Here is a 14,193-nt window from a genome sequence, read left to right on the forward strand (position 1 = left end):
CTCAGGCCTCCAACGGCGCCCGACCCGCCAGCGGCGCGGCCCACAGCAATTGCGCCACACCAATCGCCCGCTCCTCGAAGCCACCCTGGCAGTAACACAGGTAGAACTCCCACAAGCGCTGGAAGGCTTCGTCATACCCCAACTCGACCAGCGCCACCCGGGAACGCTGCAGGTTGTCGCGCCAGTACCGCAGGGTGCGCGCGTAGTCCTGGCCGAAGTCCTCCATCTGCACCAGGTTCAGCCCGGTCTGGCGGCTGGCGGTGTCCAGCAGCACGCTGAGCGAGGGCAGGGCGCCGCCGGGGAAGATGTAGCGCTGGATAAAGTCCACCGAACGCCGCGCCTGGGCATAGCGCTGGTCGCGGATGGTGATGGCCTGCAGCAGCATCAGGCCGTCGTCCCTGAGCAGGGCGCCGCACTGGCGGAAGTAGTCCGGCAGGTAGCGGTGGCCGACCGCTTCGATCATTTCGATGGAGACCAGCTTGTCGAAGCGCCCGCGCAGGTCACGGTAGTCCTCGCGCAGCACGCTGATGCGCTGCTCCAGGCCAAGGTCGCGGACCCGTTGCAGGGTGTGGGTGTACTGCGCCTCGGACAGCGTGGTGGTGGTCACCCGGCAGCCGAAACGGCTGGCGGCGTGGATCGCCAGGCTGCCCCAGCCGGTGCCGATTTCCAGCAGGTGATCCTCGGGCCTGAGCCGGAGCTTTTCGCAGATGCGCTGGAGCTTGTTCAGCTGGGCCTGCTCGAGGCTCTGTTCCGGGCTTTCGAATTGTGCCGCCGAATACATCATGGTCGGGTCGAGCAGGCGCTCGAAGAGGGTGTTGCCGAGGTCGTAGTGGGCCAGGATATTGCGCCGCGAACCGCGCCGATCGTTGCGGTTGAGGCGATGCAGCAGGCGCAGCGCCGGGCGCCCGAAGCGCGCCAGGCCGCCCTCCAGACCATCGAGCACGTCGAGGTTGGCGACGAACAGGCGGGTCACCGCGGCCAGGTCCGGGCTGCGCCAGTAGCCATGGATATAGCCTTCGCCCGCGCCGATCGAACCGTTGCCGGCGACCAGGCCCCAGGCCGCTTCGTCGAGGACTTCGACTTCGGCCTGCAGGGGCGAGGCGGCATCGCCGAAGCTCCATTGTTGGCCCTGAAACAGCAGGCGCAGATGGCCCTGGCGCAGGCGCTGCAATTGCGCCGTTACCGCACGCCGGGCCAGGCTGCCCAGGAGGGGCGCCAGCCCGGCCGACTTGCTAACGCTCAGGGTGGGATTGGACATGGTCGGGCTCCTCGTGGATGGCGTGGCCAAGACCCAGGTTGCCCTGGCTGGCGTGGTGGTCATGGATGGGCGTGCGTTTGCACAGCAGGCGCAGGGCTTGCCAGTAGATGGCGCTTACGGTGCGCAGGCTCATCCACGGAAAACGGCGGATATGCCGGTGCAGGGCAGGGCGGTCCAGGATCTGGCAGTTCAGGGCCAGGTCAGCGTCGAACACCCGCTGGCCGGCGTGCCAGTTCTCCATATGGATGCGCAGGCGTTCGCCTTCGAGACGGAAATCCAGGCGGTAGTCCATGTCCAGCGGCATGAACGGCGAGACATGGAAGGCCTTGGCCAGGGCGAAGCGCTGCGGCTGTCCCGGCTGCACCGGCAGCACATAGTGGTAGCGCTCGCGCCAGGGCGTATTGCGCACTTCCAGGAGGATCGCCGCCAGTTGCCCGTCCGCGCTGTGACAGAAGTAGAAACTTACCGGATTGAACGACAACCCCCAGCAACGCGGCTGGGTCAGCAGGTGCACGGGGCCTGCCGGGATCTGCCCGCTGGCCTGTTCCACCAGTCGCCGCGCCGCCTCGGCCAGGGGCACGCCCTGGTGGGTCAGGCTCGGCAGGTAATCGCGTTCACGCCAGCTGAGGGGCGCGAAACGGGATGGCCCGAGCCACGGCGACAGCTTGAGCAAGGCGTCCTGCTCGTCCAGATCGACCAGCAACATCCCGATCCGGTAGCGAAATGCGTGCAGCCGGGGGCCCAGGCGCCGATGGCTGACCCAGCCGTGACACAGGCTGCTGTTCACAGGCGTTCTCCAAACAGTTCGGCGACCTGCAAGGCGCTGACCACGCCGTCTTCATGGAAGCCGTTGGCCCAGTAGGCGCCGCAGTAATAGCTGTGGCGCGGACCCTGGATCTCGCTGCGCCGCGCCTGGGCTGCCAGCGCGGCCAGGCTGTATTGCGGATGGGCGTAGTCGAAGCGGGCGAGGATCGTCTGCGGGTCGATCAGCTCGGTCTGGTTGAGGCTGACGCAGAAGGTCTGCGACGCCTCGATGCCCTGCAGGATGTTCATGTCGTAGGTCAGCGCCGCCGGCGCCTGGCTCGGGCCGCCGAGGCGGTAGTTCCAGCTGGCCCAGGCCTTGCGCCGGGTCGGCAGCAGGCGGGTGTCGGTGTGCAGCACCACCTCGTTGCCGGCGTAACGGATCGCGCCGAGGATCTGCCGTTCGGCCTCGCTGGGGGCGTCGAGCAGGGCCAGCGCCTGGTTGCTGTGACAGGCGAAGACCACCTTGTCGAAGTGCTCGCTGCCGCTGGCGCTGGCGACCGTCACGCCGCTGTCGTCGCGGGTGACCTGATGGACCGGGCAATTCGGGCGAATGCGCCCGATGAAGCTGCGGCACAGCGGCTCCACATAACTGCGCGAGCCGCCCTCGATCACCCGCCACTGCGGCCGCTGGCTGACCGACAGCAGGCCGTGGTTGCGGCAGAAGCGCACGAAGAACTGCAGCGGAAAACCGAGCATGTCCGCCAGCGACATCGACCAGATCGCCGAACCCATGGGCACGATGTAGTGGTCGATAAAGCGTCGTCCGTAACCGTGCTGGCGCAGGTAGTCACCCAGGGTGGTGGCCGGGTCGATGCGTTGGCCATCGAGGTCGGCCAGGGCCTGGCGGTTGAAGCGCAGGATGTCCCGCAACATGCCCCAGAACCCCGGCGACAGCAGGTTGCTGCGCTGGGCGAAGAGGCTGTCCAGGTCATGGCCGTTGTACTCCAGGCCGCTGGCCGGGTCGTGTACCGAGAAGCTCATCTCGGTGGGCCGCGAAGGCACGCCGAGCTGGTCGAGCAGGCGGATGAAGTTGGGGTAGGTCCAGTCGTTGAACACGATGAAACCGGTGTCCACCGCATAGCGGCGGCCCTGGCACTGCACGTCGACGGTATGGGTGTGGCCGCCGATCCAGTCGGCGGCCTCGAACACGCTGATCTCGTGATGGCGCGAGAGCAGGTGGGCACAGGTAAGGCCAGCGATACCGCTGCCGATGATGGCGATGCGCATGGTGGCTTCAGTCCTGTTCGGGTCGGGCCATGCGCTGGCCCAGTTTCAGGCGCCAGCGCCCCGGCAGCGCGCCGAGCAGGCGCAGCACCAGGATGAAAAGGGTGGGGAAACTGATTGCCAGCGGTCGTCGGGGCAGGCGCCGGGCGATATACGTGGCGGCCCGTTCGGCGCTCCAGATCTGGGGCATGGGGAAGTCGTTGCGCCGGGTCAGCGGGGTGTCGACGAAGCCGGGGCTGACCAGGGTGACGTCGATCCCGGCGCTGATCAGGTCGATCCGCAGGGATTCCACCAGGTAGCGCACGGCGGCCTTGGACGCACCATAGGCTCCGGCGCGGGGCAGGGCCAGCCAGTCCACCGAGCTGCCGGTCACCACGAGGTGCGGGCGCTGGCCGCGTTGCAACAGCGGCAGGGCCACCTCCAGGCACAGGGCGAGGCCCAGCAGGTTGGTGCGCATCACCCGCGCCACCAGGGCGGCGTCGAACCGGCCTGGCTCCAGGTACTCGCAGGTGCCGGCATTGAGGATTGCCAGGTCAAGGGCGCCCCAGGTGTCTTCGATGACCTGGCCGATGGCCGCGACATCGCTGCGTTCAGCGATATCGCCAACGGCCAGCACCACCTGGGTCGGATAACGCTCGCGTAGCTGTTCCAGCGGTTCGCGGCGGCGACCGCTGAGGACCATCTGCCAGCCCTGTTCCAGCAGGCAGCGGGCCAGGGCGGCACCGATGCCGCTGCTGGCGCCGGTCAGCCAGCAGCGGGTCATGCCAGGCGTCCCTTGAGCCAGCCGATCAGCCCGCCGAGCACGGGCACATGTTCATAGAGCAGGGCACCGGCGTCGAAATAGTCCTGGTGGAAATGCACGCGCTCGTCCCATTGCAGATGGCTGCAGCCGTCGAGGGCGATGGGGTGGCCGCCGTTCAGGCGCGGGTGGCGAAAGTGCAGGGTCCAGCGCAGGTAGCCGTGGCCAGGGCGGGTCTCGCTGGCATCGTGGAAGTCGTAACGGATATCCCGGACATTGGCATACAGCTCGGCGAAATACTCGCGCAGGGCGGGCAGCCCGTGGATCTGATGCAGTGGGTCGCGAAAGGTGATGTCCTCGTTGTACAACTCGTTCAGCTTGTGCAGATTGCCTGCATCCAGCGTAGCGAAGCGCTCGGCAAAGCTTTCCAGGTACTCTGACATCCACGGCTCCCGGGTAATCTTGTACAAGATTAAATTCTTGTACAGGTATTCCAGAAGGCTAAGCCATAAATGGTACAAGTCAAATGTGCGGGGTCTGGGTTAGGCTAGCCACCTGTCAGATTTTTCCTACCGCACTCAGGAGACCTTCCCCATGCTTGGCGTGACCGACTATGGCGCCTTCGTGATCGCCTTCATCATCGTCCTGGCGATCCCTGGTCCGGGCAACTTTGCCCTGATCACCGCCACCGGCAAGGGCGGGATCAAGGCCGGGCTGGCGGCGACCTGCGGGGTGATCCTGGGTGACCAAGTGCTGCTGTGGCTGGCGGTGGCCGGGGTGGCCACGCTGCTGGCGGCCTATCCGGCGGCCTTCCATGTGGTGCAGTGGGCCGGCGCGGCGTACCTCGCCTACCTGGGCATGCGCATGCTGCTCAGCAAGCCCGGCGGCGAACCGCGCAAGAGCCGCATGGACAACGGTCACTACCTGCGCCAGACCATGATGATCACCTTGCTCAATCCCAAGGCGATCATGTTCTACATGGCGTTCTTCCCGTTGTTCGTCGATCCGGTGAAGCACCAGGGGCTGATCACCTTTGGTTTCCTGGCGGCCACGGTGGCGGTGGTGACTTTCCTGTACGGCTTGATCGCCGTGGTGCTGACCCAGCAACTGGCCGAGCGCATGCGTGCCAATCCGCGGATCTCCAACCTGTTCGAGCGCCTCGCAGGTGCTTGCCTGGTGGGCTTCGGTATCAAGCTGGCGGCGATGCGCTGATCTTCGGCCTGGCACGCATCCTGTGAGAGCCGGCATTGCCGGCGATGAGGCCCATGCCGAGGACACAAAAACCCTCGTCCGCATTGATTCCTTGTAGGAATTCGGCCATTTTGTACGCTGATCCATCGATCAACTTATAGTCATTGGCCGTCACGAGGTCAGCCACCCGAGCCCCCCTTCTATGCCATCACCGTCCTGCGACGTCGCTTCGGCGCCGGTACTGCAAGCATTGCGTGCCCACACCGCCGAACTGCACATCGCACTGGAAAAACGCCTGCCTTTCTTCGCCGATTCCCTGGATGCCCCTGCTTTCCTGCACCTGATGCAGGCTTATCACGGTTTCTACGCGCCGCTGGAAGACGCCCTGCGAACCAGCCCTTGTTTCCCCGCCGATTTCGATCTGCAAGCCCGCCTGAAGTCTGCCACCCTGCGCAGCGACCTTCAGGCCATGGGCCTGTCGGCCGAGGCCATCGCCCGCCTGCCGCGTTGCCGGGACTTGCCGCCCCTGGACTCCAGCGCCGCCTGCCTGGGTGTGCTTTACGTACTGGAAGGCGCGACACTCGGCGGTCAGGTCCTGCGCCGGCAGATCCTCGCGAGCCTTGGCCTGGATGCCGGAAACGGTGCGGCCTTTCTCGATGTCTATGGTGAAGAGACCGGCCGCCGCTGGCGCGCCTTTCTTCATTACCTGTGCTCGCGGCCACTGACCGAGGCCGAGCGTGACGCCGTGGTTGGCGCAGCCCAAGATACATTCCGTTGTTTCGAACACTGGCTGCAAAGCCGGGAGGTACTGCTATGACCCCAGAAGATCAGGAGGCGTTCGAAACGCTGTTGGCCAATTGCGCCAACGAACCGATCCGCTTTCCGGGGGCGATCCAGCCCCATGGCCTGCTGTTGACCCTGGCCGAACCGGGCCTGGAGATCATCCAGATCAGCGCCAATGTCGAGACCCTGCTTGGCCGCACGCCCCAGTCGCTGATCGGGCAGACCCTGGACGGCCTGCTGGGGCAGGACCTCGTCGCGAGCGTGCGCAAAACCCTGGAACAGCCGGTGCTGTCCAACGAGTCGCCACTGACCGTCGCGCTCAATGGCGTGACCTTCGATGGTTTGCTGCACCGCCATGACGGCGTGCTGATCCTCGAGCTCGAGCTGCACGCCGGTCACTACGAGCCCGGCAGCATCGCCGGCAACCTGACCAATCTTGGACGCATGCTCCAGCGTTTGCAGGGCGCGACGACCCTGCAGGCGCTGTATGACGTCAGCGTGCGCGAGATCCAGGCACTGACCGGCTACGACCGGGTGCTGATCTACCGCTTCGAGGAGGAGGGCCATGGCCAGGTGATCGCCGAGGCGTCCGCCCCCTCCATGGAACTGTTCAACGGCCTGTTCTTCCCGGCCTCGGATATCCCCCAGCAGGCCCGCGAGCTGTACCGCAAGAACTGGCTGCGGATCATCCCCGACGCCGATTACCAGGCCGTGCCGCTGGTGCCCGTGCTGCGGCCCGATACCGGCGAAGCGCTGGACCTGACCTTCGCCACCCTGCGCAGCGTGTCGCCGATCCACTGCCAGTACATGAAGAACATGGGTGTGCTCTCGTCCATGAGCATTTCCCTGCTCAAGGACGGCGAGCTTTGGGGCCTGATCAGCTGCGGCAACCGCCAGCCGTTGCACGTGCCCCATGAATTGCGCATGGCTTGCCAGTCCATCGGCCAGGTGCTGTCGCTGCAGATCAGCGCCATGGAAGCGCTGGAAGTCAGCCGCCAGCGCGAAGAGAAGGTCGAGGCGCTGGCGCTGCTCAACCAGGCCATGGTCGACTCGCCACAGAACGTCTTCGACGGCCTGGCCCGTCAACCCGAGGTGCTGATGGCCCTGACCGGTGCCGCCGGCATCGCGATCATCGAGGACAAACAGCTGCACCGTTACGGCAACTGTCCGGAACCCGAGGACATCCGTGCCCTGCACAAGTGGTTGCAGCAGGGCGGCGAGCCGGTGTTCGCCAGCCACAACCTGTCCGCGGTGTATCCGCCTGCCGAGGCCTACCAGCATGTGGCCAGCGGGGTGCTCGCCATGAGCCTGCCCAAGCCGGTGGACAACGGCGTGCTGTGGTTCCGCCCGGAAGTGAAGGAGAGTATCAACTGGAGTGGCGACCCGAAAAAGCCACTGGACCTGGAGAGCTCCGAAACCGGCCTGCGCTTGCGTCCGCGCACGTCCTTCGAGATCTGGAAGGTGGAAATGGCCGGGATCTCGCGCAAATGGAGCCATGGCGACCTGTTCGCCGCCAATGACCTGCGCCGTTCCGCCCTGGAAAACGACCTGGCGCGCCAGGTGCGCCGCGAGCAGCAGGCGGTGCGTACCCGCGATGACCTGGTGGCGGTGGTGTCCCACGATCTGCGCAACCCGATGACGGTCATCTCCATGCTCTGCGGCATGATGCAGAAGAGCTTCAGTTCCGACGGCCCGCACACTTCGCGACGCATCGCCACGGCCATTGACACCATGCAGCAGGCGGCGGGGCGCATGAGCACGCTGCTGGACGACCTGCTGGACACCTCGAAGATCGACGCCGGGCGCTACAGCATTTCCCCCAAGACCCTGGATGTCGGGCAGATCTTCGAGGAAACCCAGGCCCTGCTGGCACCGCTGGCGTTGAACAAGAACATCAGCATCGCCTTCGAAAGCGAGCCGGACCTGAAGATCCACGCCGACCCGGAGCGTCTGTTCCAGGTGCTGTCGAACCTGGTGGGCAACGCCATCAAGTTCACTCCGCGCCTGGGCACCGTGGGGGTGCATGCGGCGCTGGGCGGCAACGAGATCGTGTTTACCGTCAAGGACAACGGCGAAGGCATTCCCGCGGAGCAGTTGCCCCATGTGTTCGAGCGCTACTGGACGATGAAGGAGGGCAACCCCAACGGCACCGGGCTGGGGCTGTATATCACCCAGGGGATCGTCGAGGCCCATGGCGGGCGGATCGAGGCCAGGAGTGAGGTGGGCAAGGGCACCGAGTTCAGGTTCACCATGCCGATGGGGGATTGACCCGCAACTCGAGCGCCGTCCACACGGCGCTCGATCCTGAGGGCGCCGAAGCTCTCCCGGCATGCACCTGGTGGCCATAACGCGGTTTTCTGACAGGCCCTCGCCATCGCGCAGCATTAATCCGTTGATTCGCGGGAATTTTCGCAACTAATCAAATTTTCCAGCCATCGGTCGTTCCTCGCGGAACGATCCGCCTGCGCTGCACTTCATATTGGTTGGATCAACGAAACACGGCCGGGGCCTTACCAGGATGAAATCAAGCCACGGCAACCCTTTGCGCGGTTGCACAACACTGGCGCCGGACTTTCTCGGCAATGGCGACGCTATCAGCGGTCTGCTGCAGGCCCTCGACTGGCAGGACTCGCCCCTGGGCCCGCCGCATGGCTGGTCGCCGGGACTGCAGGCGGTCATGGGCACCCTGCTTGCGGCCCAGGCGCAGATCGTGCTGTTCTGGGGGCCGCAGTATGTGGCCCTGTACAACGAGGCCTATGCGCCGACCATCGGCGCCAAGCATCCCCACGCCCTGGGCCGTCCTGCCGTCGAGCACTGGAGCGAGCTGTGGGACGATCTCGAGCCGCTGCTGCGTGGCGTGCGCGAGACCGGGCAGACCTTTTCCGCCTCGGACCGACCGTTCTATATCGAGCGCAGCGGCGTCGGCGAGACTGCCTGGTTCGATGTGTCCTATTCCGCCGTGCGCGAGGGCGATGGTGCGGTGGGCGGAGTGTTGTGCATCGTCACCGAAACCACCCGGCGCGTGCAGTTCCAGCGCCGCCAGGCCTTCCTTCTGGAATTGGGCGCCGCGCTGCGGGGGCTCGAGGATCCCGAGGCGATCCGTGACCTGGCCTGCGGGCGCCTCCGGCAGGAAGTGAATGCCTCTGGGGTCTTTCTGGTTGAAGACGCTATGTCGGTTGAAGACCAGTTTTGCGTCGAAGACGCCCTGCAAGGTTCCCCACCGGCCAGCGTCCAGATGCCCGTACTGCGCGCCGGCAAGCTCGAAGCCATGCTCAGCGTGGACTTCGCCCGGCCGCGGGTGCTCTGCGAGGATGAATGCCTGCTGATCGAGGAGTGCGCCCGGCTGACCTGGGATGCCATCAGCCACGCTCGTGCACAACGGGCCCTGCAGGCCAGTTCGGCGCATCTGCAGGCGACCTTCGCGGAAATGCTGGCGCTCAATGAAAGCCTCGAAGAACGGGTCGCCGCGATCATCGCCGAGCGCGAGGCGGCCATCGTCGAATTGCACGAAGCTCGCAAGATGGAAATGATCGGCCAGCTCAGCGGCGGCATTGCCCACGACTTCAACAACATGCTGACCCCGATCATCACGTCGCTGGAACTGATCCAGCGCCGCCCCGATGACCAGCAGCGCACCGCGCGCCTGACCCAGGGCGCGCTGCAGGCGGCGGAGCGGGCACGCAATCTGGTCGGGCGCCTGCTCAGCTTCGCCCGGCGCCAGACCCTGACCCCACAGACCGTGGCACTGGCCAGCCTGATGGCGGAAATGAGCGAGTTGATCGCCCACTCCCTGGGGCCGACCATCCAGATCGACATGCAGGTCGCTGAGGACCTGCCCACCGTGGTGGTCGATCCTCATCAGCTCGAGCTGGCCGTGCTCAACCTGGTGGTCAATGCCCGCGACGCCATGGCGCAGGGCGGGCGCCTGCTGATCGCGGCCGGGAGGGGCGAGCCGCCGGAGGGCGTGGCGGGTCCGCAGTTGTGGCTCAAGGTCAGCGACAGCGGCTGTGGCATGAGTGCCGATGTGCTGCGCCGCTGTGCCGAACCGTTTTTCTCCACCAAGGGCATGGGCCGCGGCACCGGGCTAGGCCTGTCGATGGTCCAGGGCCTGGCCGGACAATCCGGTGGCGGCATGGAGATCCAGTCGTGGCCGGGACGCGGCACGCACGTCACGCTGTGGCTGCCGGTGGGCGAAGTGGCGCAGGAGGGGCAGGACGAGTTCGGTGACACGGTGCCCCTGGCCCGGCGCCTGAACCGCGTGCTGCTGGTGGATGACGAGGAAATCGTCCGGCATGCCACCACCTTGCAGTTGCGCGACCTGGGCTACAAGGTCACCGAGGCGGACGGACCGGTCCAGGCGCGGCGCCTGATCGAGGAAGGGCTGGCGCTGGATATCCTGGTCACCGACCAGATCATGGCGGATGAAACCGGCAGCCGCTTCGCCCGCGATCTGCGCCAGACGCGGGCGGACTTGCCGGTGTTGATCATCACCGGCTACGCCAACCTGCCGCCGCAGGCGTTGCATGACTTCGAGGTGCTGCGCAAACCGTTCCGGCGGGTGGAACTGGCCAGGAGCCTGGCGCGGTTGCTGGGTGGTTCCTGAAGGGACAGGGCTGCCAGCAACGACCAATCAATCTGAACACCTGTGCCGGGCGTCCTGTCCCAGCCTTTACCGACCCGAACGATAAAGGAGGCAGCACATGTCCAGCACCGTAGGCGACTTTCTCGTGGAGCGGCTCAGCCAGTGGGGCGTGAAGCGCATCTTCGGCTACCCCGGCGATGGCATCAACGGCGTGTTCGGCGCCTTGCGCCGCTCCGGCAAGATCGAGTTCGTCCAGTGCCGCCACGAGGAAATGGCCGCGTTCATGGCCAGCGCCCACGCCAAGTTCACCGGCGAGCTGGGCGTGTGCATCGCCACCTCCGGGCCCGGTGCCTCGCACCTGATCACCGGCCTCTACGACGCGCGCATGGACCATATGCCGGTCCTGGCGATCTGCGGCCAGCAGGCTCGTACCGCATTGGGAGGGCATTACCAGCAGGAAGTCGATCTGGTCTCGATGTTCAAGGATGTCGCCGGGGCCTTCGTCCAGCAGGCTGCGGCGCCGTCCCAGGTGCGTCACCTGCTGGACCGGGCTGTGCGCACGGCAGTCGGCGAGCGCAAGGTCACGGCGCTGATCCTGCCCAACGACCTCCAGGAACTGCCCTACGAAGAGCCGGCCCGCGCCCACGGCACCCTGCACTCCAGCGTCGGCTGCAGCCGTCCGCGGGTGCTGCCGCGGGAGGATGATCTTGCCGCGGCGGCGAAAGTGCTCAATGCAGGCAGCAAGGTTGCCATCCTGGTGGGCGCCGGTGCCCTGGGCGCCAGCGAGCAGGTCAGGCAACTGGCGGAGAAGCTCGGTGCCGGGGTGGCCAAGGCGCTGCTGGGCAAGGCCGTGCTCCCCGACGATCTGCCCTGGGTCACCGGCTGCATCGGCCTGCTCGGCACCGAGCCGAGCCTCAAGCTGATGAACGAATGCGACACCTTGCTGATGATCGGCTCGGGCTTCCCCTATGCCGAGTTCCTGCCCAAGAAAGGCCAGGCCCGGGGCGTGCAGATCGATATCGCGCCGAACATGCTCGGCCTGCGTTATCCGATGGAAATCAACCTGGTCGGTGATGCGGCCGACAGCCTCGACGCCCTGCTGCCGCTGATCGAGCAGAAGACCGAGCGGCGCTGGCGCAAGAAGGTCGAGGGCTGGCGCAAGGCCTGGGACAGCAAGCTGGAAAAGCGTGCCCTGGCCAAGGCCGATCCGATCAATCCGCAGCGGGTGGTGTACGAGCTATCGCCGCGCCTGCCGGATCACTCGATCGTCACCAGCGACTCCGGCTCCTGCGCCAATTGGTTTGCCCGTGACCTGCGGGTTCGTCCGGGCATGCGCTGCTCGCTGTCCGGCGGGCTGGCCTCGATGGGGGCGGCGGTGCCCTATGCGATTGCGGCCAAGTTCGCCCATCCGGAGCAGACCGTGGTCGCGCTGGTGGGCGATGGGGCGATGCAGATGAACAACCTCGCCGAGCTGATCACCGTCGCCAAGTACTGGCGGCAGTGGGGTAACGGGCGCTGGATCTGTGCGGTGTTCAACAACCAGGACCTGAACCAGGTGACCTGGGAGCAGCGGGTGATGGAGGGTGACCCGAAATTTGTGGCGAGCCAGGAAATTCCCGATGTGCCGTATCACCTGTTCGCCATTTCCATTGGCCTGAAGGGGATCTGCGTCGAGCGCGAGGAGGACGTGGCCCCGGCCTGGGAGCAGGCGCTGGCCAGCGATGTGCCGGTGGTCATCGACTTCCGCACCGACCCGGATGTGCCGCCGTTGCCGCCGCATATCAACCTGAAGCAGGCCCGCCAGTTCGCCGGTGCATTGTTGCAGGGGGATCCGGATGGGGTGGGGGTGATCCGGCAGACGGCCAGGCAGCTTGTGAGCAGTGTCCTGCCGAAGAAGTGAGGTGACTTCCAGGGCCTCATCGCTGGCAAGCCAGCTCCCACAGGTATTGTGTGCACCGCTGAACCTGTGGGAGCTGGCTTGCCAGCGATTGGGCCCTGAAGATCAACAGAACATCATCAGACCAGACGCTCCCGACTGAACACCCCATCCACCAATCGCACTATCTCCAGCGGATTCCCATCCTTCAGCGCCTCGGGCAACAAGCCATCCGGATAATTCTGGAAGCACACCGGCCGCAGGAACCTGTCGATCGCCAGCGTCCCCACCGACGTCCCGCGACTATCCGAGGTCGCCGGATACGGCCCGCCATGCACCATGGCATCGCACACCTCGACCCCGGTCGGATAGCCATTGACCAGCACCCGTCCGACCTTGTCCTGCAACAATTCACCCAGCCAGGCATGGGCCAGCAGCTCATCCTGCTCGCCGATCAGCGTCGCCGTCAGTTGCCCGCGCAGGGCCTGGATCGCCGCCCGCAGTTGCGCCGCGTCCTCGACCTCGATCACCACGGTCGCCGGCCCGAACACCTCTTCCTGCAGCAGTTCATCCCCTTCCAGCAACATGCGCACATCCGCTGCGAACAGCTGCGGTTGCGCTTGCCCGTCGCCTTGCACCGCTCCAGCCAGATGACGCACGCCCGGATGCCCGTGCAGATGCTCCAGCCCCTTGCGATAGCTGGCCAGGGTGCCGCGATTGAGCATGGTCTGCGCCGGCTGGTCGGCCATCTGCGCCTTGAGCTGTTCGACGAACGCGGAAAACGCTGGCGAACGCTGACCGATGATCAACCCCGGATTGGTACAGAACTGCCCGCAACCCATGGTCACCGACGCCGCCAGTTCCCGGGCGATCGTCTCGCCCCGGGCTTGCAGCGCCTGCGGCAACAGGATCACCGGGTTGATGCTGGACATCTCGGCGAACACCGGGATCGGTTGCGGCCGCTCGGCAGCCAGGCGGCACAGGGCATTGCCGCCGCGCAGCGAACCGGTAAAGCCCACGGCCTGGATCGCCGGGTGCTTGACCAGCCACTCGCCGACACCCCCGCCATAGACCATGTTGAACACCCCGGCCGGCATGCCGGTGCGTTCGGCGGCACGGACAATCGCGTCAGCCACCGCTTCGGCGGTCGCCATATGCCCGCTGTGGGCCTTGACCACCACCGGGCAACCGGCCGCCAGCGCCGCTGCGGTATCGCCACCCGCCGTGGAGAAGGCCAGGGGGAAGTTGCTGGCGCCGAACACCGCCACCGGGCCGATGCCGATGCGCATCTGGCGCAGGTCGACCCGGGGCAGGGGCTGTCGATCCGGGAGGGCACGGTCGATCCGCGCACCGAGGAAATCACCGCGACGCAGGACCTTGGCGAACAGGCGCATCTGCCCGCTGGTGCGCCCGCGCTCGCCCTGGATACGCCCGGCGGGCAGGGCGGTTTCGCGGCAGACCGTGGCGACGAAGTCATCGCCCAGGGCGTCCAGTTCGTCGGCGATGGCGTCGAGGAACTGCGCACGCTGTTCCGGCGAAAACGTGCGATAGACCGGGAAGGCCGCCGCTGCTGCCTGTGCTGCCGCATCGACTTCCGCTTCGGTGGCCTGGACGAATGCGCCCGGCAGGGCCTCGCCGCTGGCCGCGTCGAGGCTGTGCAGGCGTACATCGCCCCGTGCCGAACGCTGCCCGCCGATGTAGTTGTGACCGAGGATCATGGGGTACTCCCTTAAGAA

11 protein-coding genes are annotated in these 14,193 nt (G+C 66.1%); 5 read left to right on the forward strand and 6 right to left on the reverse strand.

Translation table 11 applies throughout. The features are described from left to right. Position 1: 1 nt before the first annotated feature. From PSEMO_RS23705 to PSEMO_RS23725, 5 genes are read right to left on the reverse strand one after another with little or no spacing between them, the layout of a single operon-like run. Positions 2-1,258: an SAM-dependent methyltransferase gene (locus PSEMO_RS23705; protein ID WP_075805378.1), complete on the reverse strand. Its 1,257-nt coding sequence runs from the start codon at positions 1,256-1,258 to the stop codon at positions 2-4. Continuing rightward, positions 1,233-2,045, reverse strand: coding sequence for a DUF1365 domain-containing protein (locus PSEMO_RS23710; RefSeq protein ID WP_075805379.1), 813 nt, complete (start codon positions 2,043-2,045; stop codon positions 1,233-1,235). The genes PSEMO_RS23705 and PSEMO_RS23710 overlap by 26 nt, the downstream gene beginning before the upstream one ends. Then, positions 2,042-3,289, reverse strand: a complete 1,248-nt coding sequence (locus tag PSEMO_RS23715) for an NAD(P)/FAD-dependent oxidoreductase (RefSeq protein WP_075805380.1) — start codon at positions 3,287-3,289, stop codon at positions 2,042-2,044. The genes PSEMO_RS23710 and PSEMO_RS23715 overlap by 4 nt, the downstream gene beginning before the upstream one ends. A gap of 7 nt (positions 3,290-3,296) precedes the next feature. Further along, a complete protein-coding gene (locus PSEMO_RS23720) occupies positions 3,297-4,049 on the reverse strand; it encodes an SDR family NAD(P)-dependent oxidoreductase (protein ID WP_075805381.1) in 753 nt (250 codons plus the stop codon). Further along, entirely contained in the window at positions 4,046-4,468 is a 423-nt protein-coding gene (locus PSEMO_RS23725) for a nuclear transport factor 2 family protein (RefSeq protein WP_075805382.1), read from the reverse strand. Before PSEMO_RS23725 ends, PSEMO_RS23720 begins: the two co-directional genes overlap by 4 nt. A 151-nt stretch (positions 4,469-4,619) precedes the next feature. Between PSEMO_RS23725 and PSEMO_RS23730 the strand changes: the two genes are divergently transcribed. The 5 genes from PSEMO_RS23730 to PSEMO_RS23755 all read left to right on the forward strand — a co-directional run bounded on the left by PSEMO_RS23730 (position 4,620) and on the right by PSEMO_RS23755 (position 12,481). Next, a complete protein-coding gene (locus tag PSEMO_RS23730; RefSeq protein WP_009406505.1) occupies positions 4,620-5,237 on the forward strand; it encodes a LysE family transporter in 618 nt (205 codons plus the stop codon). 181 nt (positions 5,238-5,418) lie between these two features. Next, on the forward strand, positions 5,419-6,033 hold the full coding sequence (locus PSEMO_RS23740) for a biliverdin-producing heme oxygenase (protein WP_075805384.1): 615 nt from the start codon (positions 5,419-5,421) through the stop codon (positions 6,031-6,033). After that, entirely contained in the window at positions 6,030-8,267 is a 2,238-nt protein-coding gene (locus PSEMO_RS23745; RefSeq protein ID WP_075805385.1) for an ATP-binding protein, read from the forward strand. The genes PSEMO_RS23740 and PSEMO_RS23745 overlap by 4 nt, the downstream gene beginning before the upstream one ends. A gap of 250 nt (positions 8,268-8,517) precedes the next feature. Next, complete coding sequence (locus tag PSEMO_RS23750; protein ID WP_075805386.1) at positions 8,518-10,602, forward strand: ATP-binding protein; 2,085 nt, start codon at positions 8,518-8,520, stop codon at positions 10,600-10,602. Between the two features lie 97 nt (positions 10,603-10,699). Beyond that, positions 10,700-12,481, forward strand: a complete 1,782-nt coding sequence (locus tag PSEMO_RS23755) for a thiamine pyrophosphate-requiring protein (protein ID WP_075805387.1) — start codon at positions 10,700-10,702, stop codon at positions 12,479-12,481. A 116-nt stretch (positions 12,482-12,597) separates the two neighbouring features. Here the strand turns inward: PSEMO_RS23755 and PSEMO_RS23760 are convergent, their stop codons facing one another. Next, complete coding sequence (locus PSEMO_RS23760; RefSeq protein WP_075805388.1) at positions 12,598-14,175, reverse strand: aldehyde dehydrogenase (NADP(+)); 1,578 nt, start codon at positions 14,173-14,175, stop codon at positions 12,598-12,600. Between the last annotated feature and the right edge of the window lie 18 nt (positions 14,176-14,193).

The organism is Pseudomonas putida (assembly GCF_001941965.1).
Lineage (GTDB): Bacteria > Pseudomonadota > Gammaproteobacteria > Pseudomonadales > Pseudomonadaceae > Aquipseudomonas > Aquipseudomonas putida_L.

What these genes read in the sequence shown, in the direction of transcription:
- PSEMO_RS23705 (WP_075805378.1), bottom strand. Translation starts at nt 1,258, where the DNA reads ATGTCCAATCCCACCCTGAGCGTTAGCAAGTCGGCCGGGCTGGCGCCC.
- PSEMO_RS23715 (WP_075805380.1), bottom strand. Translation starts at nt 3,289, where the DNA reads ATGCGCATCGCCATCATCGGCAGCGGTATCGCTGGCCTTACCTGTGCC.
- PSEMO_RS23720 (WP_075805381.1), bottom strand. Translation starts at nt 4,049, where the DNA reads ATGACCCGCTGCTGGCTGACCGGCGCCAGCAGCGGCATCGGTGCCGCC.
- PSEMO_RS23725 (WP_075805382.1), bottom strand. Translation starts at nt 4,468, where the DNA reads ATGTCAGAGTACCTGGAAAGCTTTGCCGAGCGCTTCGCTACGCTGGAT.
- PSEMO_RS23730 (WP_009406505.1), top strand. Translation starts at nt 4,620, where the DNA reads ATGCTTGGCGTGACCGACTATGGCGCCTTCGTGATCGCCTTCATCATC.
- PSEMO_RS23740 (WP_075805384.1), top strand. Translation starts at nt 5,419, where the DNA reads ATGCCATCACCGTCCTGCGACGTCGCTTCGGCGCCGGTACTGCAAGCA.
- PSEMO_RS23745 (WP_075805385.1), top strand. Translation starts at nt 6,030, where the DNA reads ATGACCCCAGAAGATCAGGAGGCGTTCGAAACGCTGTTGGCCAATTGC.
- PSEMO_RS23750 (WP_075805386.1), top strand. Translation starts at nt 8,518, where the DNA reads ATGAAATCAAGCCACGGCAACCCTTTGCGCGGTTGCACAACACTGGCG.
- PSEMO_RS23755 (WP_075805387.1), top strand. Translation starts at nt 10,700, where the DNA reads ATGTCCAGCACCGTAGGCGACTTTCTCGTGGAGCGGCTCAGCCAGTGG.
- PSEMO_RS23760 (WP_075805388.1), bottom strand. Translation starts at nt 14,175, where the DNA reads ATGATCCTCGGTCACAACTACATCGGCGGGCAGCGTTCGGCACGGGGC.